This window comes from Pseudomonas mercuritolerans (assembly GCF_025706525.1).
GTDB classification, from domain to species: domain Bacteria; phylum Pseudomonadota; class Gammaproteobacteria; order Pseudomonadales; family Pseudomonadaceae; genus Aquipseudomonas; species Aquipseudomonas mercuritolerans.
Genome location: NZ_JAMSHA010000008.1, coordinates 80,289 through 104,846, shown reverse-complemented (window position 1 = coordinate 104,846; position 24,558 = coordinate 80,289). Strand labels below are relative to the sequence as shown.

Genomic DNA, 24,558 nt, shown 5'->3' with positions numbered 1-24,558 from the left:
CCTGTCGACGCCGCAATCGTTGAGAGAAATTTCTGAATCCGCCGGCCATTTATCCGTGATCAATCGCGAGGAGAGACATCGCGCAGTGAATCAAATGCACCCGGGCTGGAACATGACGCTGCACCATGTCTGTGCAATACTTCGCGGCTTTTTCAGTGGCGACTTTTCCTACGTAGTGCAGGTAATGCCTCTCCGAAGAACCCACTATTGCCGAGAGTTGTCGCTGAATGTTGTGACTTTTAGAGTGAAAAATCCTGCCCTGAGCTTTTTATACTGCACGCCCCGCTGATCTTTCAGGCCCGCCCTGCAAGACGCGTCTGCCCACGAAGCTGACGCGGTTTCCTGCCCAGCCAAGGCCTATCGGCCGACGCTTCGAAACCCGGTGGTCATATCCAATAACAAGACGAGGTTGTACCCCTATGCCAGTTGGCAATCCTCTGCCGCACGGCGACACCGCTTCGGGCGGTCCGCTCAAACGTGAACTCGGCGAACGGCATATCCGCCTGATGGCGCTCGGTGCCTGTATCGGCGTCGGTCTGTTTCTCGGTTCGGCCAAGGCCATCCAGATGGCCGGCCCGGCGATCATGCTTTCCTACATTCTTGGCGGTCTGGCGATCCTGGTGATCATGCGCGCACTCGGCGAAATGGCCGTGCATAACCCGGTGGCCGGTTCGTTCAGCCGCTACGCGCAGGACTATCTCGGTCCGCTGGCAGGCTTTCTCACCGGTTGGAATTACTGGTTTCTGTGGCTGGTGACCTGCGTCGCGGAAATCACCGCCGTGGCCGTGTACATGGGCATCTGGTTTCCCGATGTGCCGCGCTGGATCTGGGCCCTGGCGGCGTTGATCAGCATGGGCTCGATCAACCTGATCGCGGTGAAAGCCTTCGGCGAATTCGAATTCTGGTTCGCCCTGATCAAGATCGTCACCATCATTGCCATGGTCATCGGCGGCGTCGGCATCATCGCCTTCGGTTTCGGCAATGACGGCGTGGCACTGGGCATTTCCAATCTCTGGGCCCATGGCGGTTTCATGCCCAACGGCGTGACCGGTGTGCTGATGTCGCTGCAGATGGTCATGTTCGCCTACCTCGGTGTCGAGATGATCGGCCTCACCGCCGGTGAAGCGAAAAACCCACAGAAGACCATTCCCGACGCGATCGGCTCGGTGTTCTGGCGGATTCTGCTGTTCTACGTCGGCGCGCTGTTCGTGATCCTGTCGATCTACCCGTGGAACGAAATCGGCACCCAAGGCAGCCCGTTTGTGATGACCTTCGAGCGGCTGGGCATCAAGACCGCCGCCGGTATCATCAACTTCGTGGTGATTACTGCGGCGCTGTCGTCGTGCAACGGCGGCATCTTCAGCACCGGGCGCATGCTCTACAGCCTGGCGCAGAACGGCCAGGCCCCGGCCGGTTTCGCCAAGACCTCGAACAACGGCGTGCCACGCCGGGCGCTGTTGCTGTCGATTGCGGTGTTGCTGCTGGGTGTAGTGCTCAACTATCTGGTGCCGGAAAAAGTCTTCGTCTGGGTCACCTCGATTGCCACCTTCGGTGCGATCTGGACCTGGGTGATGATCCTTCTCGCCCAGCTGAAATTCCGCAAAGGCCTGAGCGCCAGCGAACGTGCCGGCCTCAAGTACAAGATGTGGCTGTACCCGGTCAGTTCGTACTTTGCATTGGCATTTCTGGTGCTGGTGGTCGGCCTGATGGCGTACTTCCCGGATACCCGCGTGGCGCTGTATGTCGGGCCTGCGTTTCTGGTGTTGCTGACGGTGTTGTTTTACGTGTTCAAGTTGCAGCCGAATAACTTATCGCGAGATGCCGTGCGTTCCGCGTCGTAAGTTATTAAACGCGCAAGACCTCCGGAAAAGGTCGCTGCCTGCAGGAGTTTCTACATTGTAAGTAATGTGGATATTGTTGCAGAAAGCGATCTTTTTTTGTTGTAACAGTAATCGTGAGGCTCCCGTTTGTAATTTCAAGAGGCAGCTTTGCAAGTATTTTCATGTTGTAAGTTTCCACGCCTGATGCCGGTTTTAGAGTGAATGGGTATGGCTGACTTTGGTTGGTCTATTGTTTGGCAACATTCACTCGGTCATATACTTGATAAGTTTGGTATTTAAATGGTGTCTGGCGGCTCTGATATGATTTATTGGTAATACTTCTGGCCTTCAAATTAAAGCGTGTTCTATCGCCTACTTCGGATTCTATTTAATCCGTTGAAGGAAAATAAAATGTCTGAATCCAACATGGACCTCGTTGGTGAAGTATCGGCACCTGAGAATAATCAGTTTGAGCACCTCGCGGCCAGCCTGGAAATCGCAAAAGTAAATTCCCATCCGTTTGGTGACTTTGCCGGTGCATTGTCCTGGTCAATTCCATTGACTGTTGCGCAACAAAAAGAAGCCTTGCACGCCACCAGTGTTTTTCTGGATAGCCTTGATTTCATTGCGCTACCGGGTGCCGGAGTGCTGGACTATCTGGACGTAGACGAGCGGCTTGCGAATGAGGCGCTGAGTGATCCGCTGTCGGCATTGGCAAGACTCATCAACAGTCCTCGCGGGCAGGCTCTGGGTCTTGCAATCCAGACCCGCTTGAACGGCATCGCCACCGATGTCAGCGCCGCCGAGTACGCAATGGCCGGCATTCATTTGAGTCTGCATCAGGGCGATATTGATCAGCCGTCACGTAGCAAAGTTGCTGGCTTCGATCTAGCCGGAGAGAAACTCTGGGGCAAACCCCCTTTGCAGGTATTCGATAACCTGGTGGCTTACTTGATCAAGGAACGCTTGAGCAGCCGCCGACTGGCCGGATTGACCGCCGCTCTGTTGCTGGTTCGCAAGGCGCCCGAGTTTCTCATCAAGAAATTTCCCCCCGACTTGAAATACGGCACCACGGCATGGTTCAACCTGACCGTCGCGGCGCGAACGATCGAGGCCTACACACCCGGGAAAGTCGCCTATATGACCTTTGCTCAAGTTATGGCCAGCACAGAAAGCGCTTCGTTGATCGACTCGCAGGTTTTTCAGCACGTTCAGGCCGCCGCGCTGGCAGATTGGGGCGTAGTCAACGGCGTGGTGCAAAAGAACCACGGTGAACATTACACCCGTGACGAACTGGAGCGCGCCAAGACACACTTCAACCTGCAACTGGCCGGTCGTCTCAACACCTCGATTTTGTTGAACAGCCAATTGCCAAGCCGCAAAGCCATCGCGCTGGACAGACTGCAGAAAAAGTTCAAAGGCGACATACCGTTTGAAGAGCGCCTGCTGGAGCAGCCCAAGGTTGCCGGAGGCGACGGGCTCTTGTTGTACCCGACCCTCAACGGCCGATACTCGCTGCTCGACATCGTCATGATGGGCGGGCCGCCCTACTATCAATGGACGACCCGCGATCCGCGCTTGCTTCCGCTGCTTGACCAGATCAATGCACCGCTGGAACTTGGCGCGGCAGATGCCTTCCAGGCACAATTTGAAAATGCTATCGGCAACCTCAAGCAAGGCGCACTGCTGTTTGTAAAACATCTGATCGCCGAGTTGCCGCTGCAGGACAGGAAAAACCTGGAACACGGCCACGTCTCGTTTTACCAATACAAGACCTACCGCTTGAGTCTGAATATTGTCGGCAGAAACCTGATATCTACAAGCGCCATCCTCAGGGTGAAGGTTGATCTGGGCCAGGAATCGAAGCTTTATGATATCGATCTGAAACAAGGGGTTATCCGGACCCGGTCCTACGATCCAGCAGAAGCGTCCGAGCGCACAAATGCATCTGTTCCGAGCATCAAGCACACCATCGAGCCATTGCTGCTGGCTGACCAGTCGCAAGCCGCTAAGCTCCTGCCAAAAAGCGCAAAAAGCTCTTCAGTGCCCGTCAGTTATTCGAGCGAGCGCACCGAGCTGATTGCTCAAGCCTTTGTGCAACATCTGGATCTGGACAACGAGGACATTTTGCAGGCAGCAAAGGGCCAGACCACGCAAGACGGGGAAAACGCGTTCGTGCAGAGGGTTATCGATTTCGTGGTCGACCTGATCCCGTTCAAGACGGCGATCGCCAACTTCGTCGACGGCAACTATGCCGACGGCGCAGTGGACCTGTTTTTTGATGTATTGGGCTTTGTTACTGCCGGTGCAAGTGTTGCCGGAAAACTGGCCAGGATTGGTGTTTCCACGGCGTCAGCCATCAGCAAGACACTCAAGGCGGCGAAGATAATCGGTGCGGTGGTCATCACCGAACTCAATCCGTTGATCGCCCTGCGTGACGTGGGCGTGGGGGCGACCCGGCTGCTTGGTCAAGGCCTCAGATTTCTCGGCGAGCAAGGCCTGCGGCAGATCATGGCATTGCGCAGAGTGTCAGACCCCAGCGAGTTATTGCGGTTACTGCGCAAAGAACACGGGCCCGCACTGATAGGTACCTGGAAGATAAACCAGCAAAGTGTCGATGGCATCGGCGTGCTGAAAGACCAGCAGTGGCATCACTACAACCCGCTGAACAATCGGCTTTACGGCGCACCGGGCGATTTCCGGCCCAAGCCTGAAATCCTTGGAGTGAACGGATTCACTAACAGCGATTTCAACCGCTTCGCCATCAAGCCCTCGGTACTCGTCGGTCTTGAGAGCAATGCCCGGGGTATTTTCCGCAGCGCGGACGGCCAACGCTTTTATATCCGCAATATCGACGCCGCTGGCAAGGAAGCGGTGTATGGAATCAGGAATGATTTCAATCTGGCAGACGATTTCACCGACGTGGTGATTGTTGACCCGGCGACGAACCGCACGCACGGCGCCAGACTCTGGCAAGTTGCGCCGGATCAATGGCAGCCGGTTTCGCTGCGTGGCGGTGAGCTGCCGCAAGGTGCAACAGACGTGCGGGTGGGGGCGACTGTCGATGAAAGTACCCGTCTCAGCCATCAGCTTGTGTACACCTCAAGCAATCCGCTACTTCCGGGCTCGGCATTTATGCGCCATCGGCTGCCCAACGGTTTATGGGAACCGGTCATCGAAGTCGTTGCTAACAGTGAGGTTGCACACCTTGCGTACGATTGTGGTCTGCCTTCCCTGACGCGTTATTCGCTGCAGCGCACCGGCATTCATGAAGCCTTGTCGCCGGCGCAATTAAGCCGGTTACCGGTGGCCACCGAATTGTTGCAACCGGGGCGCGTCAATTACAGCGCCGAGATCGCGTCACAACTGGCCAATCAGGAGGGCGGGGCAAGTTTCGTCTTTGTCATGGAGCGCGTTCAGCCTGCCAACTCGGTCCGGACGCAATTCAATGCATTGAAAATCCATGACCCGAAAATCGACAAGCTTCCGCAGTCGTCAGATGCCGTGGTCGGTTACTGGGCCGCGCAGGGAGGTTATGTCGATATTCCGGTCCACCCCAAGTGGGGCGAGCCCGATCATTTGTTTACGCCTGGCTTCAGTGGCTGCTCGCTGGTGGTCGATCAACTCGACGCCAGTCGCCTGCGGGTCAGGCATGTCGAGGGTGGCAAGGAACTCGCTCAGTACAATGGCCTCGCCACGCATGAGCACGGTCTGGGTCTCAGCGCGTCCATGGAATATCCCGACTATGGGCTGCGTGTGAATGCAAACGGTCAGGCGGACTCGCGGCTGTTGGGTTTTGCGTTCATGAAATACGACCGCGCGGCGCAATCCTGGAAGTTGCATTTCCAGGCCAGTGAAGGTGCGGGCACGATCATAAAATATTCATCGGAGAAACCTGGCTGGATAACGCAACCGGACACACTGGTCAGCGTTTATCCCAACCCCGGCGTGATTAAAACAGTCACCAGGCCGGTGCCGGTTGTTGAAGGTGCTACTGCCGCGTGATGTAACGGATGTCGAGCGCCAATCCGTCGTGCGGATTGGCGCTTTGCAGTTACGCGGCAGCCACTTCCAAAGGTTCAAAGCTGTCCGCCCGCGCCATCTGCCACATCCGCGAATAAAACTCGCCGTTCACTTCCCCAGTGAGCAATTCCCCGGGTTTCAGAAATACATGCAGCTGCGAGAACAGTTTGATCTCGGTCGCCGACATGCGTCGCACCAGATGCTTGGCCGACAGTTGCGATGGATGATCGAGCCCGGCGGCAGCGAGCATCTCCGCCAGCGCTTTGAGCGTGCTGCGATGGAAGTTGTAGACGCGCTGGGCTTTGTCTGGGACCACCAGAGCGCGCTGGCGCAGGGCGTCCTGGGTGGCGACGCCGGTCGGGCATTTGTTGGTGTGGCACGACTGCGACTGGATGCAGCCGATGGCGAACATGAAGCCGCGCGCGGAGTTGGCCCAGTCGGCGCCGATGGCCAGCACGCTGGCGATGTCGAAGGCGCTGACGATCTTGCCGCTGGCGCCGAGTTTGATCTTGTCGCGCAGGTTCAGGCCGACCAGCGTGTTGTGCACGAACAGCAAGCCTTCGCGCATCGGCACGCCGATGTGGTCGGTGAACTCGACAGGCGCTGCGCCAGTACCGCCTTCCTTGCCATCGACGACGATGAAGTCGGGAAGGATGCCGGTTTCCAGCATGGCCTTGGCAATGCCCATGAACTCCCACGGATGGCCCAGGCAGAACTTGAAGCCGACCGGTTTGCCGCCGGACAGCTCACGCAGTTGCTGGATGAACTGCATCATTTCGATCGGCGTGGAAAACGCACTGTGGCGCGACGGCGAAACGCAGTCTTCGCCCATCAGGATGCCACGGGTTTCAGCGATTTCCCTGGTGACCTTGTGCTTGGGCAAGATCCCGCCATGGCCGGGTTTGGCGCCCTGGCTCATCTTGATTTCGATCATGCGCACTTGCGGATTCTGCGCCTGCACGGCGAAGCGTTCCGGGTCGAAGCGGCCGTCGCTGGTGCGGCAGCCAAAGTAGCCGCTGCCCAGCTCCCAGGTCAGGTCGCCGCCGTGTTCGCGGTGATACGGACTGATACTGCCTTCGCCAGTGTCGTGGGCAAAGTTGCCGAGTTTCGCGCCCTGGTTCAAGGCGCGAATGGCGTTGGCGCTGAGCGAGCCGAAGCTCATCGCCGAAATATTGAAGATCGACGCCGAATAGGGCTGCGTGCACTGCGGCCCGCCGACAGTGACGCGGAAACCGTTCGGGTCACTCAACGGCGCCGGGCGCATCGAGTGGCCGATGAATTCGAAGCCGGACTGGTAGACGTCGATCAGCGTGCCGAACGGTTTGTCGGCGGTTTCGTTTTTCGCTCGCGAGTACACCAGCGAACGCTGCGCGCGGGAGAAGGGCAGGGCGTCGCTGTCGGATTCGAGCAGGTACTGGCGAATCTCCGGGCGGATACCTTCGACCAGATAACGGATGTTGCCCAGAATCGGATAATTGCGGCGCACTGCGTGGCGCGTCTGCAACAAGTCGAACACGCCGAGCAGGCTCAGCACTGCGGTGACGGCGGTGATCGGCCACAGCCAGTCATGTTCGAGAAAGGGCAGGCTGGCGAGGGTGAAAATCACACAGACGGCAAAGAAGGCGTAGCGGCTCAGCAAAGACAGGCTCATACGGTTTCCCTGGTTCGGACTCAATTTTGTGCAACGACACGCATTTCTGTGAGAGCGAGCCTGCTCGCGAAGACGGCGGACCAGCCAACCTTGATGTCGGCCATGAGGGCCTCTTCGCGAGCAGGCTCGCTCCCACAAAAAGCGTTAGTCACATTGTTTCAGGCGTTCTGCGCCTGCAGAAAAATCGAAAACAGCTCGGACTGGGATTTGATCCCCAGCTTGCTGTACATGTGTTTCTTATGGACTTTCACGGTTTCCACGGAGATTTCCAGCTTGCGGGCGATTTCCTTACTGGAACAACCGCTGAGCATCAAACGCCCGACGTCCAGTTCCCGCGCGGTCAATTGGGCGCCCTTGAGCTGTTGCACCGACGCTTCCAGTTGCACCCGCCAGTCTGCCTGCGCAGGTGCGACGGCGAGGGCCACGGTTTCGTTGATTTCGTACGGCAGACGTTGGCGCAACAGGCCCAGCACCCATGGTTGAATCAAAGACAGCAAAGCGATCTGTTCGCCAGTGAAACGTTTTTCACTGCCCAGCGACAGGCACAGCGTGCGCTCGCCTTCGAGCTGGCAATTGAACTGGATTTCGTCGGCCACCACATTCAGACGAAAGTATCGCTGGTAATACTCGGTCAGCTCGAAATGCTCCGGCGCGACTTCCGAGAGGCGATACAGACCGGTGCGCGATTGCTCGCGGCAGGCGATGTAGAACGGATCGAGCAGATACAGCCCGCGCAGATAATCCTGGAACAACGGGTCCGGACTGCCGTCCTCGCCGGGGCATTCGGCGAAGACTTGCGGATGCTGATCGGTGCTGAACAGCAGCACCACCCAGCTATCGAACGCCACGTACTGCTCAAGCAGACGCACCAGTTGCGCCCAGAAATTCGGCTTGTCGAGCGCGTCGATCAATTGCCCGACGGCGCGGTGCCAAGTGATGTCATTCAACGAAAGTGTCATCGATCTACCCCTATCGGGTTACCCCGGCCGCGTGATTCCCTGGCCGGTTGCTTGCTGCGCATACTGGCCCACAGACAGGCACCGGGCAATCTTTCCGGGCCGGGCCACATAACAAGGGATAACCATGAAAGTCGAACTCGCCCAACTGGCGGGCCGTGACAACGACACGGCTTACAACCTCGAACGCGCACTGGCGGCGATTGCTGCCTGCGCGGCCGACACGCAAATGATCGTGTTCCCGGAAACCCACCTGATGGGCTTCCCCAACGCCGAAACCGTGGCCCGGGTCGCCGAACCGCTCGACGGCCCGACCGTCAGCGCCGTGCTCGCGGCGGCGCGTGAGCATGACATCGCCGTGGTGGTGGGCATGGCCGAGAACGACAACGGCCGCTTCTACAACACGACGTTGTTGATCACCCCCGAAGGCATCGCCCTGAAATACCGCAAGACCCACTTGTGGGCTTCGGATCGCGGCGTGTTCGAAGCCGGCGACCGCTACACCACCTGTGTGTGGAACGGCGTGCGCGTGGGCCTGTTGATCTGCTACGACATCGAGTTCCCGGAAACCGCCCGCGCCCTGGCGCAACTGGGCGTGGAATTGCTCATCGTCACCAACGGCAACATGGACCCGTACGGCCCGACCCACCGCACCGCGATCATGGCCCGCGCCCAGGAAAACCAGGCGTTTGCGCTGATGGTCAATCGTGTCGAGGCGGGCGATGACGGTCTGGTGTTTGCCGGCGGCAGCGCGCTGGTCGATCCGCTGGGGGCGCTGCTGTTCGAGGCCGGGCGCGAAGAAGGGCAGTTCAGGGTCGAGCTGGATTTCACGCAACTGGAGATTGCGCGCAAGGATTATCGCTATCTGGATGATCAGCGTTTGAAGTTGCCGGGAGAGGTGGTGGAGCAGGCTTGCGGTGTTCGCGAGCTATTTATTCCACACCGATAACCGCTGCCCTCACCCTAGCCCTCTCCCGGAGGGAGAGGGGACTGACCGAGGTGTACTTTCGAGATACATCGACCTGAGATACCGAGTCGAACTCAGATATTGAAGTCCACATAGATCGGCTCCTTTTCCCCCTCGCCCCCTTTGGGGGAGAGGGCTGGGGTGAGGGGTAACGATCTTCAGTCGAACAAAAATAATCAGCCACACCCGAAATTTTCGCCGAACCCGGCTCTGCCATAAATCCAATAACATTCGGAGTAAGTCGCCCATGGCTCGTTTGCAACGCACCCTTTCGCTAGGGTCGGTGGTGCTGTTCGGCATCGCCTACATGACGCCGATCATTGTCCTCGGCACCTTTGGCATCCTCGCCCAGTCCACCGCCGGCATGGTCCCGGCGGCCTATCTGGCGGCGCTGGTGGCGATGTTCTTCACCGCCATGAGTTACGGGCGCATGGCTGCCGCTTTCCCGGTGGCCGGCTCGGCATACAGCTACGTGCGCAAGGCGATCAGTCCGAAACTCGGTTTCATTGCCGGCTGGGCGGTGTTGCTCGATTACCTGTTCCTGCCGATGGCGATCTGGCTGATCGGCGCCGCTTATCTGGCTTCGGCATTTCCGTCGATCCCGCAATGGATCTGGGTGCTGGCGTTCATCGGCATCACCAGTGCGATCAACATCGTCGGGCTGAAACTGGCCAATGGCATCAACGCTTTGCTGATGCTGGTGCAGTTTCTCGTATTGATCGCCTTCGTGGCGCTGTGCGTGCACTACATCGGCGGCGATGCGAGCACGCCGCTGTGGTCGATCAAACCGTTCTTCAACGGCGACATGCAGATGCCGCTGATCATGAGCGGCGCGGCGATTGCCTGTTATTCATTCCTTGGCTTCGACGCGGTCAGCACCCTGACCGAAGAGACCCGCGATCCACGCCGCACCATTCCCCGGGCGATCATGCTGATCACCCTGATTGGCGGCCTGATCTTCGTTGGCGTTTCATACTTCGTGCAGATCGCTCATCCATCGTTCCAGTTCGACAGCGTCGACTCGGCTGCCTATGAAATCGCGCGCAATATCGGTGGCGACCTGTTCGTCTCGATCTTCCTGATCGGCCTGATTGTCGGCCAGTTCGCCTCGGGGCTGTCGGCCCAGGCAAGTGGTTCGCGACTGCTGTTCGCCATGGGCCGCGACGGCGTCTTGCCCAAGTCTTTTTTCGGTACGTTGCATGCGCGCTTCGGCACCCCGGTCAACAGCATTCTGCTGTGCGCGGCGGTGGCGTTGCTGGCGCTGAAACTCGATGTGACCACCTCGACCTCATTCATCAACTTCGGCGCGTTTCTCGCGTTCAGCCTGGTCAACCTGTCGGTGATCTTCCATTACTGGATCGGCGGCGAGAAAAAAGGCCTGCGCGAGCTGCTGCTGTTTTTGCTCTGCCCGCTGATCGGTCTGGTGGCCGACCTGTGGCTGATGGTCAGTCTCGATCATCTGGCGGTGTGGCTGGGGCTGAGCTGGTTGGCGATTGGCGTGGTGTACCTTGCCGTGCTGACCGGTGGTTTCCGCCGTCAGCCGCCGGAACTGGATTTTCAGGAAGCGACCTGAGCTTCGTGGCTTGGCTTCCCTCTGACGGGCATGGGATCCTTGGCGCTTTTGCGCCAAGGGATTCCTTTATGTCGACCATTCATATCGCCGCTGCCCTGTTGCTCAACGGTCAAGGCCAGACCCTGCTGGTGCGCAAGCGCGGCACCACGGCTTTCATGCAACCGGGCGGCAAGATCGAGGCCCATGAATTACCGATCCACGCCCTGGCCCGTGAGCTGGAAGAAGAACTCGGGCTGCAGATCGACCCGGCGCAGGCGATTTTCCTCAACAGCTTTTCCGCCCCCGCCGCCAACGAGCCGGGCTTCATCGTCCATGCCGAAATTTATCAACTGACCATCGATACTGACGTTCGCCCGGCGGCGGAGATCGAGGAAGTCATCTGGGTCGATCCGGCCACTGATCCGGCGCTCGAGCTGGCGCCATTGACACGCGAGCACATCCTGCCGTTTTATCGCCGTTCACTGACGGCACTCGCCTGATCATTCCCGCAAAGGACGTTGCCATGATCCCGTTGCAAGACCTGCTGATCTTCGCCGCCGCCGCATTGCTGATGGTGCTGACGCCGGGGCCGAACATGATCTATCTGATCTCGCGGTCGATCTGTCAGGGCCGCCGCGCCGGAGTGACTTCGTTGCTTGGCGTGGTCGGCGGGTTCTTCGTGCATATGTTCGCTGCGGCGGCGGGTTTGACGGCGGTGTTTCTCGCCGTGCCGATGGCTTATGAAGTGTTGAAATGGGCCGGCGCGTTGTACCTGCTGTGGCTGGCCTGGCAAGCGCTGAAACCCGGCGCACGTTCGCCGTTCGAAGCGCAGCAATTGCCGCCGGACTCGACGCGCAAACTGATCACCATGGGCTTTCTCACCAGTGCGCTGAACCCGAAAATCGCCGTGTTCTATCTGTCGGTGTTTCCGCAATTCATCAGCCCTGAACACGGCTCGGTGTTCACCCAAAGCATCATCCTCGGCCTGACGCAGATCAGCGTCAGCTTCAGCGTCAATCTGTTGATCGCGCTGTTCGCCGCAGGCATCGCCTCGTGGTTCGTGCGCAATCCGACGTGGGTGGCGATGCAGCGTTATTTCATGGGCCTGGTGCTCGGCGGCCTCGCCGTAAAACTGATGCTCGAACAACGCCGGACCGCCTGACATGTGGATCGAACGGCTGGATGCCAGCCATGCCCTGGCTTACCGCGAACTGATGCTGGAAGCCTATGACCGGCATCCGCAGGCCTTCACTTCCAGCGTGCGCGAACGCGCGGTGATGCCGTTGAGCTGGTGGGAAGCGCGCCTGACCAGCAAGCTCGATGTGGTTCTGGGCGCGTTCGACGACGGCACTTTGGCAGGGATTGTCGGCCTGGCCTTCGAGCCGCGCGAGAAGGCGCGCCACAAAGCCACGCTGTTCGGCATGTATGTCTCGGCGGATTTTCGTCGCAAAGGGCTGGGCTTTGATCTGGTCCAGGCGGCTCTGGCCGAAGCGCAAAAACATCCGGCGCTGAAACTGCTGCAGCTCACCGTGACTGCTGGCAACGACGCGGCTTTTCAGCTTTACCAGCGTTGTGGCTTTATCCAGTACGGCCTCGAACCGCTGGCGGTGCGGGTGGGCGAGGACTACTTCGACAAGATCCACATGTGGCGCCAGCTCTGATCCACCACGAAATCCTTGTGGGAGCGAGCCTGCTCGCGAAAGCGCTTTATCAGCAACATGTTCGGCGACTGACACGGCGATTCGCGAGCAGGCTCGCTCCCACAGGGAGATCTCTTGATCTGGAGAATCAGCGTACGGCGCTGACGCCATCGAGGGTCGAAAACGAGGTGTCCTTGGCGGTCAGCAGGAAATCACGCATGTACGGCGCATCGAGCATGTCGGTGCGAATCGCCGCGTACAGCGTCGCGAACAAGCCCTTTTCACCCAACCGTTTGCCCTTCACATAGCCGCGCGAGCTGTATTCGTGCAGCGCCCAATGCGGCATGCCGCAGACACCACGGCCACTGGCGACCAGTTGCATCATCATCACTGTCAGCTCGGAAGTGCGCACCTGCGCCGGTTCGATGTCGGCCGGTTCGAGGAAGCGGGTGAAGATGTCCAGACGATCGCGCTCGACCGGGTAGGTGATCAACGTTTCCGTCAGCAGGTCTTCGGGAACGATGTACGGCTTGCTCGCCAGCGCATGCTGGTTGGCCACCGCGAGCATGGCTTCGTAGGTGAACAGCGGCACGTAAGTGATACCGGCAATCTCCAGCGGATCGGAGGTCACCACCAGATCGAGATCGCCCCTGGCCAGTGCCGGCAGCGGCGCGAAAGCGAAGCCCGAGGCCAGGTCCAGCTCGACCTCCGGCCAGGCATCGCGGAACTGGTCGATGGTCGGCATCAGCCACTGAAAGCAGCTGTGGCATTCGATGGCCATGTGCAAACGCCCGGCGGTGCCACCGGCCAGACGAGCGATGTCCCTTTCAGCCGCGCGCAGCAGCGGCAGGGTGGCATCGGCCAGTTGCAACAGGCGCAAACCGGCACTGGTGAAGCGCACCGGTTTGGTCTTGCGCACGAACAACTGCATGCCCATGCGTTCTTCCAGTTCCTTGAATTGGTGCGACAAGGCTGACTGCGTCAGATGCAGGCGGTCAGCGGCATCGACCAGACTGTCGGCTTCGCGCAGGGCATGCAGGGTTTTCAGGTGACGGATTTCAAGCACCGGCGGGGCTCCATGAACAAAATTTGTGATCAGCGAGGATCTGTTGAGTTTGTCTCATGGTCATCCGGTTGTCGACCATCGCACTTTGAGGGCAGAACAATTCGTCCTTGCTCCCTGCCATTCACTGGCTGAGAGCAAGGTCGGGCGCCAGTCGTCAGAGCCGCTCGAAATGCCCAAGGACCAGCGATTTACTGCCGATTTTCGCGTAAGGCAACGTCGCATCATCGGCATGGGTCAGGAAGCGGTGCTGCGGCAATTTCAAATGCGCGGTTTCGAAGCGGTTGAACACCGGCGTCGCGTTGCGGTAGTGAAAGTGCGCGTACCACAGCAACTGCTGGGGTTCGGTCGTAATGTTCCAGATCTCGTACTCCTGCATATAGTCCGGGTGACCGCCACGCCGGCCGAGCAATCTGATCGGTTGCGTTCTGCGTATTGCAACGGCGCCTTGCCCGATCAGGTCATCGAGCATGCCATCGGTGGGCTTCTGGCTGGTGAGTGAGCGTTCGGTGCGCAGGGTGCGTCCGGCAACGGTCAGCTCGGCGGCTGCATCGCGCAAGCGCTGGATGAGCGGATGCTGCGCAGATCTGGCGGCGATACGCTCGGCTCGGGTGTTCAGCTCAGCGGCCTGGGTGTCCATCATGTGTTGCAGATCGACCGGCAGCATGCCGCGCTCGGCATTGCTCTGCACGGTCGCCCGGTAGGCCGGGATGCTGTCCAGGCGCTGTCCGGCGTCATTGACCAGCGCGGCGAGACTTACGGACGGCGCCTGGGGGGCTGGAGCCTGAGGGCTGATCTGCCGCGAACGGCCGTCTGGACCCTGTTCCCAGAGTTGCACTTCGCCATCCCTGAGGCGGCGTTCATAAACCCGACGTTGCGACCTCGAGTCAAATTTTTCCGTGCCGTACAGCAGGTTGCCGTCTTCAGTGGTGAAGACCCGCTGGGCAGGCTGGCCGGGCGTTCTCGGAGCCGGTGGATCAATTACGCCTCGGCGGGCACGTTCGGCCATCTGCTCCAGGCCGTCGAGCAGCGGTTCGATGGCATCCCGGTGAAAGTGCTCAGGGTAGGCCGTCATCCAGACTGTGATGTGTCGGCGGAAGCGGATATAGGCATCCAGACATTGCGTCAGCATCCGGCTGCGATTCTGCGCAGTGGTTTGCAGATTCGGCAGGTCGTACTGGGTGGTCACCGCCTGTCTGGCCTGTGTCCAGAGTCCGTCCGTTTGCTCGTTGAAGTACATCCAGGAAACGTCATTGTCATAGCCGTAGTTCTTGACCAGCTCCAGGCGCATGTAGGTTTTGTGAAAGAGCAGACGGGTATCGCTGAACTGACGATTGACCAGATTGACAGTTTCGATCTGGCCGACCTTGTCGGATCTCAAGGTGATGCGCTCGTACCACTGATTGAGCTGGAATCTCGTGCTTTCCAGTTCCTCGAATTTTTTTACGTAACCGAGTTCCAGATCGCGAATCCGGGCACGCAAGGCCAATCGCTGTGACCGTGCGCTCGGCGGCAGAGCACTGTGCATGCGTGTCAGCCGCCGGATGTCTTCCAGCACCATGATTGTGCCTGCTGACACTTGGCCGGCGCGCATGGCATATCGCGAGGTCAGGCGTAAAGCGAGAGAGCTTTGTACGCGGTTTACGGACGCTTGTTTATTGCCGCTGGTGAGCGGCCTCAACTCCGCCAACCCCTGATAGCGTTGAGCGCACAGGCGAATTTCTTCCAGACATGCGGTTTCGGCTGCCGGCAACAAGGCCCGCTGGTCGGCGGGGCTGGCGTCCTGGAAAGCCAGTATCGCCCTCTTGCGCGCCTCGACCCCGCTATCGATAACGTATCCCAGGCGTTCCGTCTCCAGTTCCAACTGCTGATGCCGGCGAAACGTACGCTCTGCCCACCAGCGCGGCAAGCGCTGGCGAATCACCGGAGGCCAATAAGGGTCCAGCGCATCGGCCAGATGCCCGGCGACGTTACCGCCGCCACGCAAGCCAGCCTCAGCGGCGGTTCCATAGACACCGAACCAAGTGTCCCACTGGCCGGTTTCATCCAGGGCGACCGGTTGCTTGTAAGACTTGCGCGAATTGCCGACCAGGCGCCAGTTGCGTGAGCCCGTGCCCAGCTCCACCTGGTAGATGCGCCCCTGACGCTGGATGAAATCGCCGTCGGCATGCCGGTAAACGCCACGGTACAACCCGTGGCTGGCTGGCTCGATCCCGGCCAGGGACAGCGGTAGTTCGTAGTCGTAATCCTGAAAGCGGGCGAGTACATGCCGGGCCCGCCGCTGGGTTTTACCGTGCAAGGCCGAAACGTTGCCCAGCAGCGCATGCAACTGGCGCGCACGTGTCAGGGCGCGGGTGGACCGCGCAAGAGTCGAGGCCACCGCTTCGCCCGGAAGCAGATCCATGAGCGCGTCGATCAATGAGAGAAACATTGACTCGAGCTCCGCCAGCCCGTCTGCCACGTCGCCGCGCAAAAACGCTGCCACGGCCTGATTGGCTGCGTTCCACGCATCGTAAAGCGCGAGGACGGTGCCGACAAAGGGGACCATGCCAATCGCCATTTTTATGTAGTTGAACGCCCGTGGGCCTTTGAGTGCATAGCGTTCGAAGAACAGCGCATCGTTGGAGCGCGAGCTGCCGCGATGGGCTTCGAGCAAGCGACCCATGTGCGCATCGAGCAGGTGCGCGGCCAGCGAAGTGCTTGCCGGCCAGCGTGCGCCGACTTCGATAATGGCGTCGAAGTTTTTTTCATGCGCCTGACCGATGCGGCTGACATGCGCGCGAACATTGCCCTGCAAGGCCTTGCCCGCCAGGTATTCGATCCAGCGGTCACTTGCGCACAGTGTGAACAGCCCTTTGCGCGCTGATTCGAGACTGTCGTAACGGCGGAAAAATTGTTGATCCGGACTGTCCGGCAGGTAGAGCAGTGTAGTGCCGCTGATCTGCTCTTCAATGAAGGTCACGCCGGACAAGGTCACTGGACCTTCGCGCGGGGTGTCTTTGCCGCCAGTTTTAAGCGCGACCGGCAGCAGAACGATGCGCTTGCCTTGAGCGCGCCAGGCTTCAGCGGTATCGGCATCGATTGCGATGTTCACCACCTCAGCCTCATTGCGGTCGAGGTGTTTCTGTGCACGCGCATTTTCACTCTGGATCTTCAGCAGCAGGCGCCAGGGTTCGATCAGGCCTTCGCGCCGATGCTGTCTGACGAACAGCGCTTCGCCGGGCGCGCCATTAAAGGCTTCGAGGATCCTGCGCTCATAGGCCTTGGGCAGGTCCAGCTCCGGCAGGACTTTAAGCAGATAGCTCAGGTTGATGCCGTTGAGCAGACGGTTGCGATCCTGTTGGCGCGCGGCACTGACCTTCACCCGCATGAAAATCAGGCGTTGCGACAGTGAGTCATTGAGCACTGACTGAACGTTGTCGATGTTCAACTGGGCGAGGTCTTCCAGTGACATCGTGCTGCGCGTGGCGCCGGGCACGATCACCGTTTTACGCCGCGGGCCGGTGGGGGTGGCTTCCACTACGGTTTCGGTTTTGGTGGAATCGGGCAATTCGACCTGCACGGAAAAATAGCCCTCGGTGGCAAAGTCCTTGCGCAGGCGCGCGTACAGATGTTTACGGGTGAAGTCGTCGCGCGGTTCCAGTGCCAGTGTCATCAGCGCGTGGCTTTTGCGCATCGCCTCGATATACGCCTTGATGCGCTCTTTGAGCGCAGCCCGCTCGCTTTTCTGCAAACGCACCAGCCAGCTCGGCAGATGAGTGGCCAGAACACCGCTGCGCTGCTGCTCTTGCTCGTGCGCGAACATCAGACTCCTGGCGGCGCTGACCGGTACTTGCAGAGCGGCTGTGCAATCCTGGCGGAGAATTTCCAGTGCATCGGCATGCCCGGACTGATCGCGCAGGGCGGCGGTCCGCGTCTCGCAATCGACGATCAATGCGTTGAGGCAATGACGCAGCGGGTCCGAGGCGATGGCGTCGAGTTGCAAGGCCGATTCGCTGTCCTGCTCGCTGATCTTGAAAAAATCGAGTGCCAAGGTACGGCGATCGGGAAAGCGTTGCAGACCACCGCCGCTGCCTGGGCAATACAACAGCAGACTCGTGTTGGAGGCGCGGTCCGCCAGCGCAGCTTGCCGAGTGAATACCAGTACACCCTTGAGCGTTTCGCGCTGCACCGTAGTGATCGTGTCGCGGGTTTCGCTCAGCGAAAGTGTCAGGCTGGCGGCGATCCAGTCTGCATCGCGTGCACTGGCCACAGGCTTGTCCAGAACGGCTTTGAGCAGGTCGTGTTCGGCGCTGTCGATTTGCCCGAGTAGCACTTGCAGCTTCGCCTCGGCGTACAAGCCATCCTTGTGAGCCTGACAAATCGCAGCGAACGCCGTGTCGCAGACGGGGGCGTTGTCGAACAACAAGGTGCTGACCTTTTCGCAGGCTTGCTCGGCACTTTCCAGCGCTTTCAGGGCGTCCTGGCATTGTTGCAAGCGTGTGCCGTCCGGGTCGTTGGACAGCAAGTGTTCAAGTGCATCGCGCTCGCGGTTGAGCGAGGCGTGTCTCAGGGCCAGCGGAATGCCTGCGGACAGGCTGCCGAACAACGGAGGGGCGTCACTTGCGATGGGTTCTTGCGCAGTGAGCGCTTTGGCCGGTGTTGCAACGATGATCGCTGTGCTGCGCTGATGGTCAATCAGATCGACATGCAACAGCGCTTGCGCAGCGTGTTCGCGCAACCCGGGTTTGCCCCGGTTGGTGTTGCGCAAGGCATTCATCTGCGCCTGCTGCCGGTCGGCGAACAGATCGCTGGCGCCGGTGATCATCGGATCTGTCGCTGCGCTGTAATCGAAGCGCTGGATCTGGCGTGGCAGGCCGCCAGGGATCTGTACCTGACCGGCGAGCCACGTCTGCAGATCCACTCGATTGTCGAACGCCTGAATGCACGCGGGGCGGCAGGGCAGGTAGAGCAGCGCTCGCGCCGTTGCCCGGTCCCCCGTGCTGATCACCCAAGCCCCCGGCAGTTTGACTTTGCTGTGATTGCTCAGCACCAGTGCCGGTTTTTCCAGGTGAACGGACTGCCCTTTGAACATCGCTGGGGTGGAACCTGAATCAACGATTTGCTGCAGCAGGTCGCGCTGTTCGGCGTTGATGACTTTACTGGCGTAAGCGGCGTCAGCGCTCGCTTCGAAATGTGATCGGTATAGCTCGGTGGCGCGTGTGCGTCGCGAAACCGGGGTGCCGGGCGCACGTGCTTCCCAGAACTCGGCCCAGCGGGTGGCGTGGGCGCTCTGCGGGTCGAGCGGCTTGAGTTTGGCCAGCAGTTGCAGCGGCTTCAGGGTGTACAGCGGGTGATCAGGCTTCAGGCCGATAACGTGGCAGTGCTGGTCCAACGTGGTTTCCAGCGCCGGATGTTGTACGACAAAAGCGCAGGCGTCGGTAAGACTGACAAAATGCTCCGGCTGGGTTTGGGTGGCAATGAAGCCGAATCCGGTTTTTTCGCCGTCCAGTTGCAGGTGTTGTCGCAGCGAAGCGTTGATCGTATCGCGCAGTGCGGGGCTGCTCGCAAACAGTTCACGCAGGCCACTGCTGCTGTCGCGCCAGTGCTGATTGGCCCGTAACAAAAGACTTTCGTCGATGGTCTGAGGCAGCGCCAGGGAGGTAGCGAACGACTCCGGGGGCGCTGGCGGCAAATCCAGGGTAAGGGGTTCGAGCATGGTGGATGACTCGCAAGGGGGGAGCGGGGCATCCGCTCCTGTTCAAGTCATTCAAAAGAATTTGCGCCGGAGCATGGCGGTACAGGGATATTGTTTGCAGCGCCTGCATGACCGCTCGGCACTCTTCATCAAACTGTCATGCAAGTGTGGCAGCGCGCTCGCACGAACTTCATCAGACTCGCGCTCTACTGGGGTGCTGCGTTTTGGTGTTTTTCATGTTCAAGAGATTTATTTCAGTCGCGGCCGCGTTGGCCGCGCTTGTGTTCGGGGCCGGCTCGTTGGCAGCCGGGCGCTGCGATGTGAACGTGCCGACCGAGCACGCCGATCTGCCTGCGGTCAGCCTTGCCTATCAGAGCATCGGTCGTGCATCAGACCCGGCGCTGTTGCTGGTCATGGGCCTGGGGGGCCAGTTGATTCATTGGCCGGATGAGGTGGTAGTCGCGCTGTGTCAGCAGGGTTTCCGGGTGATCCGCTATGACAACCGCGACGTCGGCCTCTCGACCTGGCGGCAGGCGCCCATCGAGGCCAATCTGACCTTCGAAGTGCTGCGCTACAAGCTCGGTTTGCCGGTCTCGGCCCCGTACAGCCTGACCGACATGGCCGACGATGCGCTGGGTTTGATGACGGCGTTGAAGGTCGAGCAATTCCACGTGCTCGGCGCGAGCATGGGTGGAATGATCGCCCAGCACATGGCGGCGATGGCGCCGCAGCGGGTGGAAAGCCTGACGCTGATCATGACCACTTCCGGCGCTGAAGGCCTGCCGGCACCGAGTGCGGCGCTGGTGCAATTGCTTTCACGGCGGGGCGCGCCGAACCGTCAAGTGGCGCTGGAGCAGCAGGCCGATCTGCTCGCGGCACTCGGCAGCCCGGCGGTGACTGATGATCGCCAAGCGTTGCTGCAACAGGCGGCAGCGTCCTACGACCGCGCGTTCAACCCCGAAGGCGTCAAACGGCAGATCATGGCGATCCTTGCTGAACCCAGTCGCGTGGCTTTGCTCAATCAATTGCGTGTGCCCACGCTGGTGGTGCATGGCACGGCTGATCCGCTGCTGCCGGTGATGCACGGCGTACATCTGGCGGCGCACATTCAGGGCAGTCAGTTGAAGCTGATTCCGGGGCTGGCGCATCGCTTTCAGGAGGCGTTCAAGGAACCGTTGCTGGCGGCGGTGCTGCCTTATCTGCAAGCGCATCGTGAGGATACTTCGCACTGGGCACAGATCGAGCCGGTGGTGGGCAGGAATCTGCTGTGAGCCAGAAAGAGTCCCCTCACCCTAACCCTCTCCCAGAGGGAGAGGGGACTGACCGAGGTGTCTTGTGCTCTACGCCGATCTGAATGACCGAGTCGATTATGAATTCGGTGAATGCGTTCACGTTGACACCACCATAACCGACTCGGTTTTCACCGATCCATAGTCGACTCGGTGTCTCACGTCGATGTACCTCGCAGGACACCTCGGTCGGCTCCCTCTCCCTCGGGGAGAGGGCTGGGGTGAGGGGCTTTTGATCTTAGCTGTGCAAACGCACCCAGACCGTTACCAACACGGTCGCCGCCATCAACCAGGCCACCGCTGCCACGGCCAGCGATGCTTCCAGGCGCATGCGGTCGACCATCACGTACAGCGTCGCCAGATAGACGAAATACGGAATGATCGACCACATCCCAAACACGATCGTGGTCTTCAGATCGTCGACCGAACGGCCCTTGCCGACGATGTAGTGCGCGATCAGGGCAAAGGTCGGGAACAGCGGCACCAGGCCGGCGATGTAATAGTTCCTGGTCTTCGACAGTGCCGCGAGAATCAGCACCACTGCGGCGCCGATCGCGGCTTTGAGAATCAGATCCATCAGTGGCTCAGCCCGTATTTTTTGACTTTGTCGAACAGCGTGGTCTTGGCCATGCCCAGTTCCTGGCTGGCCTGGGTCAGGTTGCCGCCGCTGCGTTGCAGGGCGTCGACCAGCAGATTGCGTTCGAAGGCTTCCACCGCTTCGGCAAATGCCAGGCCTTGACCAGCGCTGGCGCCGGACTTCTTGAAGGCCGGCAGGCCGAGGGCGAAGCGTTCGGCGACGTTGCGCAGTTCGCGCACGTTGCCCGGCCAGTCGTGGCTCATCAGGTTCGACAGGGTCTGGTTGTCCAGCTCGGGTAGTGCGCGATCAAAGCGCAGCGCCGACTGCTGGGTGAAGTGTTCGAACAGTTGCAGGATGTCTTCGCGGCGTTCGCGCAGCGGTGGCAGTTCCAGGGTCACGACGTTGAGGCGGTAGTACAAGTCGCTGCGAAACTCGCCGGCCTTGCTCGACTCATCAAGGTCGGATTTGGTCGCCGCAATCACCCGGCAATCCACTGCCACGCTCTGGTTCGAGCCGAGACGTTCGAGGGTGCGTTCCTGCAATACGCGCAGCAACTTGATCTGCAACGGCAGCGGCATGCTTTCCACTTCGTCGAGAAACAGCGTGCCGCCGTCGGCGTGCTCGATCTTGCCGATGCGGCGTTTGCCGGCGCCGGTGAAGGCATTGGCTTCGTGGCCGAAGATCTCGCTTTCAAAAAGGTTTTCCGGCAGGCCGCCGCAGTTCAGCGCGACGAACTGTTTGCTGTGACGGCGACTGAAATCATGCAGGCAACGGGCGACCAGTTCCTTGCCGGTGCCGGTCTCGCCTTCGATCAAGACGTTGGCTGAGGTGTCGGCAACGTTGGCGATCAGTTCGCGCAGGTTCTGCATCGCTGGTGAGCGGCCGATGATCCGCCCCTCCAGCGAATCGCGTTCGGCCAGTTGCCGACGTAGCGACGACACTTCACGGGCGAGGCTGCGTTGCTCCAGCGCCCGTCGCGCGACGTCTACCAGACGCTCCGGCGAAAACGGTTTTTCCATGAAGTCGTAAGCGCCTTTCTGCATCGCGCCGACGGCCATGGAAATGTCGCCGTGGCCGGTGATCAGCACTACCGGCAGGCTGCGATCACGCTGCTTGAGGCGGGTGAGCAATTCCAGGCCATCGATGCCCGGCAGGCGGATGTCGCTGATGACGATGCCGGCAAAGTTGTCGCCGACCTGCGCCAGCGCCTCTTCGGCACTGCCGACGCCGATGCAGGGAATGTCCTCGAGGGTCAGCGCCTGTTGGCAGCCGAGCAGCACATGGGGGTCGTCTTCGACAATCAGCACACTGAGTTCAGGGTTCATATTGGCTCGGCAGAAAGAGGGCTTACCAACGGTAAACTGAGGACGAAAGTGGTGCCACCGCCGGCCGGGTGTTCAACACCCAGGTGCCCGCCGGTAGCGGCGGCGAGGCTGGCGGACAGGGTCAGGCCCAGGCCCAGGCCTTGCTCGCCGGGTTTGGTGGTGAAGAACGGTTCGAACAGATGCTTGCGCGCTTCGGCGTCGATGCCGTGGCCATTGTCGCGCACCCGCAAGCGATACTTGCCGTTGAATTCTTCACCCTCCAGCCACAGCTGCGGCCGCGGTTGCGCGTGCATGGCGTCGAGGGCGTTGCCGATCAGGTTGACGAGGATCTGTTCGAGGCGGGTCTGATCGATCAGCAGCTGCACATCGGCAAACTGCCGGTGAATCTGCAGCGCGGCGTTTTCCACGCGCGCGCCGAGCACTTGCAACGCGGCGTCGACGGCTTTGCCGAGACTGGCCTGACCCTTGTTGTCGCCGCGCCGGGCAAACGAACGCAGGCTGGCGGTGATTCGGCCCATGCGGTCGATCAGGTCGTTGATGGTCTTGAGGTTGGTGCTGGCGACGTCGAGCTGGCCGCGCTCGAGAAAGCGCACGGTGTTGCCCGACAGCGTGCGCATCGCCGCCAGCGGCTGGTTCAGTTCATGGGCAATGCTGGTCGACATCTGGCCGATGGCCGCGAGTTTACCGGCCTGCACCAGTTCATCCTGAGCGCGGCGCAACGTCTCCTCGGCTTGGCGGCGCTCGCGGATCTGACTCTTCAGGCGTTCGTTGCTGGCGCGCAGATCGGCGGTGCGTTCGGTAATCCGACGTTCGAGTTGGCTGTTGGCTTCCTGCAACGCTTCGCGGGCGGCGAGGCGGGTGGCGAGGACTTTGCGGCGCTCGTTCCAGGCAATCAGCAGGAAGGCGAACAGGGCGAACGCCACCGCCACCAGAATCCCTTGGTTGATCGCTTCGCGGCGCAGGTCCTGCAACGGCGTGAGCAGGGTGAAATTCCACGGCGTGTCGCTCAGCAGTCGGGTTTGCGCCAGATAGCTGATGTCGTCTTCGTCGGGCTGCAATTCGCTGTTGGCCGGGAAGGTCAGTTTCTCCACGCCTTCGGCCAGTGTCTCGCGGGCCAGCGGTTGCAGTTCGTTGAGTGGAAACCAGTAGTACTGCAGGCTGCGAGCGAGTTTTTCCTTGACCTCGTCGCTGAGCGGGATCACCGATTTCAGCCGCCTGGCCGGATCGCTGGACAGAATGATGATGCCGTTCTCGTCGCTGACGAAGGCTTCCAGACGCGCCCGTTGCCAGCGTTCTTCCATGGCTTCCAGACGCACCTTGACCACCGCGACACCGATGATCTTGCCGTGCTCTTCGAGGCCGTGGGCGAGGTAGTAACCGGGTTCGCCATTGGTGCTGCCAATGCCATAGAAACGCCCGGGCTGGCCGCGCACGGCGTCCTTGAAATAGGCGCGGAAGGACAGGTCTTCACCCAGATAACTGTCGACATCGCGCCAGTTGCTGGTGGCCATGACCCGGCCGGTGGTGTCCATGACGTAGATGGCCCGGCTGCGGCTGCGGCGGTTCAGGCCTTCGAGGTAATCGTTGACCGTCTGCCGGTGTTCCGGCGTCGGGTCGGCCAGTAACTGCGGCACACTGGTTTCGAGTTCCAGCAGACTGGGCAGGTAGGTGTATTTGCTGATCTCGCTTTCGACCGCGCGGGCGTGCAGTTCCAGCTGGCGCTGGCCGTTCTCGCCGAGGCTGCGGATGCCGAAGTGTTCACTGGTCCAGAAGCCGATAAAACCCAGTCCGACCATCAAGGCGATGATCAGCGGCGGCAGGAACAGATGACGGATCAGACGGGGCTTCACGGCAAGTGATGGCTCTGCAGCGCGATAAAGAGTGGGGTCGCATTTCATCACAGATGCCTTGGGTCAACCACAACACTTGTTGTGCATCACCATTGGTTTGAGGTGAACCCTGTGGCGAGGGGATTTATCCCCGTTGGGCTGCGAAGCGGCCCCGGCATTTCATGGTCA

The 24,558-nt window shown here is 60.1% G+C and carries 15 protein-coding genes; 8 read left to right on the top strand and 7 right to left on the bottom strand.

The annotated features are described in order from the left end of the window. Positions 1-419 precede the first annotated feature (419 nt). Entirely contained in the window at positions 420-1,841 is a 1,422-nt protein-coding gene (locus ND528_RS21745) for an amino acid permease (protein ID WP_263471216.1), read from the top strand. A gap of 390 nt (positions 1,842-2,231) precedes the next feature. Further along, entirely contained in the window at positions 2,232-5,825 is a 3,594-nt protein-coding gene (locus tag ND528_RS21740; RefSeq protein WP_263471215.1) for a hypothetical protein, read from the top strand. Positions 5,826-5,874: 49 nt separating this feature from the next. Here ND528_RS21740 and ND528_RS21735 read toward each other — a convergent pair whose 3' ends face one another. Together ND528_RS21735 and ND528_RS21730 are read right to left on the bottom strand one after the other, a co-directional pair. Further along, the gene (locus tag ND528_RS21735) at positions 5,875-7,494 is read right to left on the bottom strand and encodes an FMN-binding glutamate synthase family protein (protein ID WP_137214076.1); all 1,620 of its coding nucleotides are present in this window, start codon (positions 7,492-7,494) and stop codon (positions 5,875-5,877) included. Between the two features lie 158 nt (positions 7,495-7,652). Further along, complete coding sequence (locus ND528_RS21730; protein ID WP_137214075.1) at positions 7,653-8,453, bottom strand: helix-turn-helix transcriptional regulator; 801 nt, start codon at positions 8,451-8,453, stop codon at positions 7,653-7,655. Between the two features lie 124 nt (positions 8,454-8,577). Between ND528_RS21730 and ND528_RS21725 the strand changes: the two genes are divergently transcribed. The 5 genes from ND528_RS21725 (at position 8,578) to ND528_RS21705 (ending at position 12,630) form a co-directional block, all read left to right on the top strand. Beyond that, a complete protein-coding gene (locus tag ND528_RS21725) occupies positions 8,578-9,399 on the top strand; it encodes a carbon-nitrogen hydrolase family protein (protein ID WP_263471214.1) in 822 nt (273 codons plus the stop codon). Positions 9,400-9,664: 265 nt separating this feature from the next. Continuing rightward, complete coding sequence (locus ND528_RS21720; RefSeq protein ID WP_263471213.1) at positions 9,665-10,990, top strand: APC family permease; 1,326 nt, start codon at positions 9,665-9,667, stop codon at positions 10,988-10,990. 68 nt (positions 10,991-11,058) lie between these two features. Beyond that, a complete protein-coding gene (locus tag ND528_RS21715) occupies positions 11,059-11,469 on the top strand; it encodes an NUDIX hydrolase (protein ID WP_263471212.1) in 411 nt (136 codons plus the stop codon). Positions 11,470-11,492: 23 nt separating this feature from the next. Next, positions 11,493-12,131: a LysE family translocator gene (locus tag ND528_RS21710; protein ID WP_263471211.1), complete on the top strand. Its 639-nt coding sequence runs from the start codon at positions 11,493-11,495 to the stop codon at positions 12,129-12,131. A 1-nt stretch (position 12,132) separates the two neighbouring features. Next, positions 12,133-12,630 carry a GNAT family N-acetyltransferase gene (locus ND528_RS21705; protein WP_130909511.1) on the top strand — a complete coding sequence of 166 codons (498 nt, stop codon included), beginning with the start codon at positions 12,133-12,135 and terminating at the stop codon, positions 12,628-12,630. A 127-nt stretch (positions 12,631-12,757) separates the two neighbouring features. Here ND528_RS21705 and metR read toward each other — a convergent pair whose 3' ends face one another. Both metR and ND528_RS21695 read right to left on the bottom strand, forming a co-directional pair. Continuing rightward, positions 12,758-13,675, bottom strand: coding sequence for a transcriptional regulator MetR (gene metR / locus ND528_RS21700; RefSeq protein WP_130909512.1), 918 nt, complete (start codon positions 13,673-13,675; stop codon positions 12,758-12,760). Positions 13,676-13,829: 154 nt separating this feature from the next. Then, positions 13,830-19,370 (bottom strand): dermonecrotic toxin domain-containing protein, encoded by a 5,541-nt coding sequence (locus ND528_RS21695; RefSeq protein ID WP_263471210.1) that lies wholly within the window; start codon positions 19,368-19,370, stop codon positions 13,830-13,832. Positions 19,371-19,585: 215 nt separating this feature from the next. On the opposite strand from ND528_RS21695, the gene ND528_RS21690 reads away from it, so the two are divergent. Continuing rightward, positions 19,586-20,620, top strand: coding sequence for an alpha/beta fold hydrolase (locus tag ND528_RS21690; protein WP_137214068.1), 1,035 nt, complete (start codon positions 19,586-19,588; stop codon positions 20,618-20,620). Between the two features lie 256 nt (positions 20,621-20,876). Here the strand turns inward: ND528_RS21690 and ND528_RS21685 are convergent, their stop codons facing one another. Genes ND528_RS21685 through aauS form a run of 3 tightly spaced genes read right to left on the bottom strand, consistent with a single transcriptional unit; the run spans position 20,877 to position 24,438 of the window. Beyond that, a complete protein-coding gene (locus ND528_RS21685) occupies positions 20,877-21,206 on the bottom strand; it encodes a GlpM family protein (RefSeq protein WP_172828174.1) in 330 nt (109 codons plus the stop codon). An 8-nt stretch (positions 21,207-21,214) separates the two neighbouring features. Next, the gene (aauR, locus tag ND528_RS21680; protein WP_024014166.1) at positions 21,215-22,540 is read right to left on the bottom strand and encodes a two-component response regulator AauR; all 1,326 of its coding nucleotides are present in this window, start codon (positions 22,538-22,540) and stop codon (positions 21,215-21,217) included. Beyond that, positions 22,537-24,438 (bottom strand): two-component sensor histidine kinase AauS, encoded by a 1,902-nt coding sequence (aauS, locus tag ND528_RS21675; protein WP_263471209.1) that lies wholly within the window; start codon positions 24,436-24,438, stop codon positions 22,537-22,539. Before aauS ends, aauR begins: the two co-directional genes overlap by 4 nt. Positions 24,439-24,558: the final 120 nt, after the last annotated feature.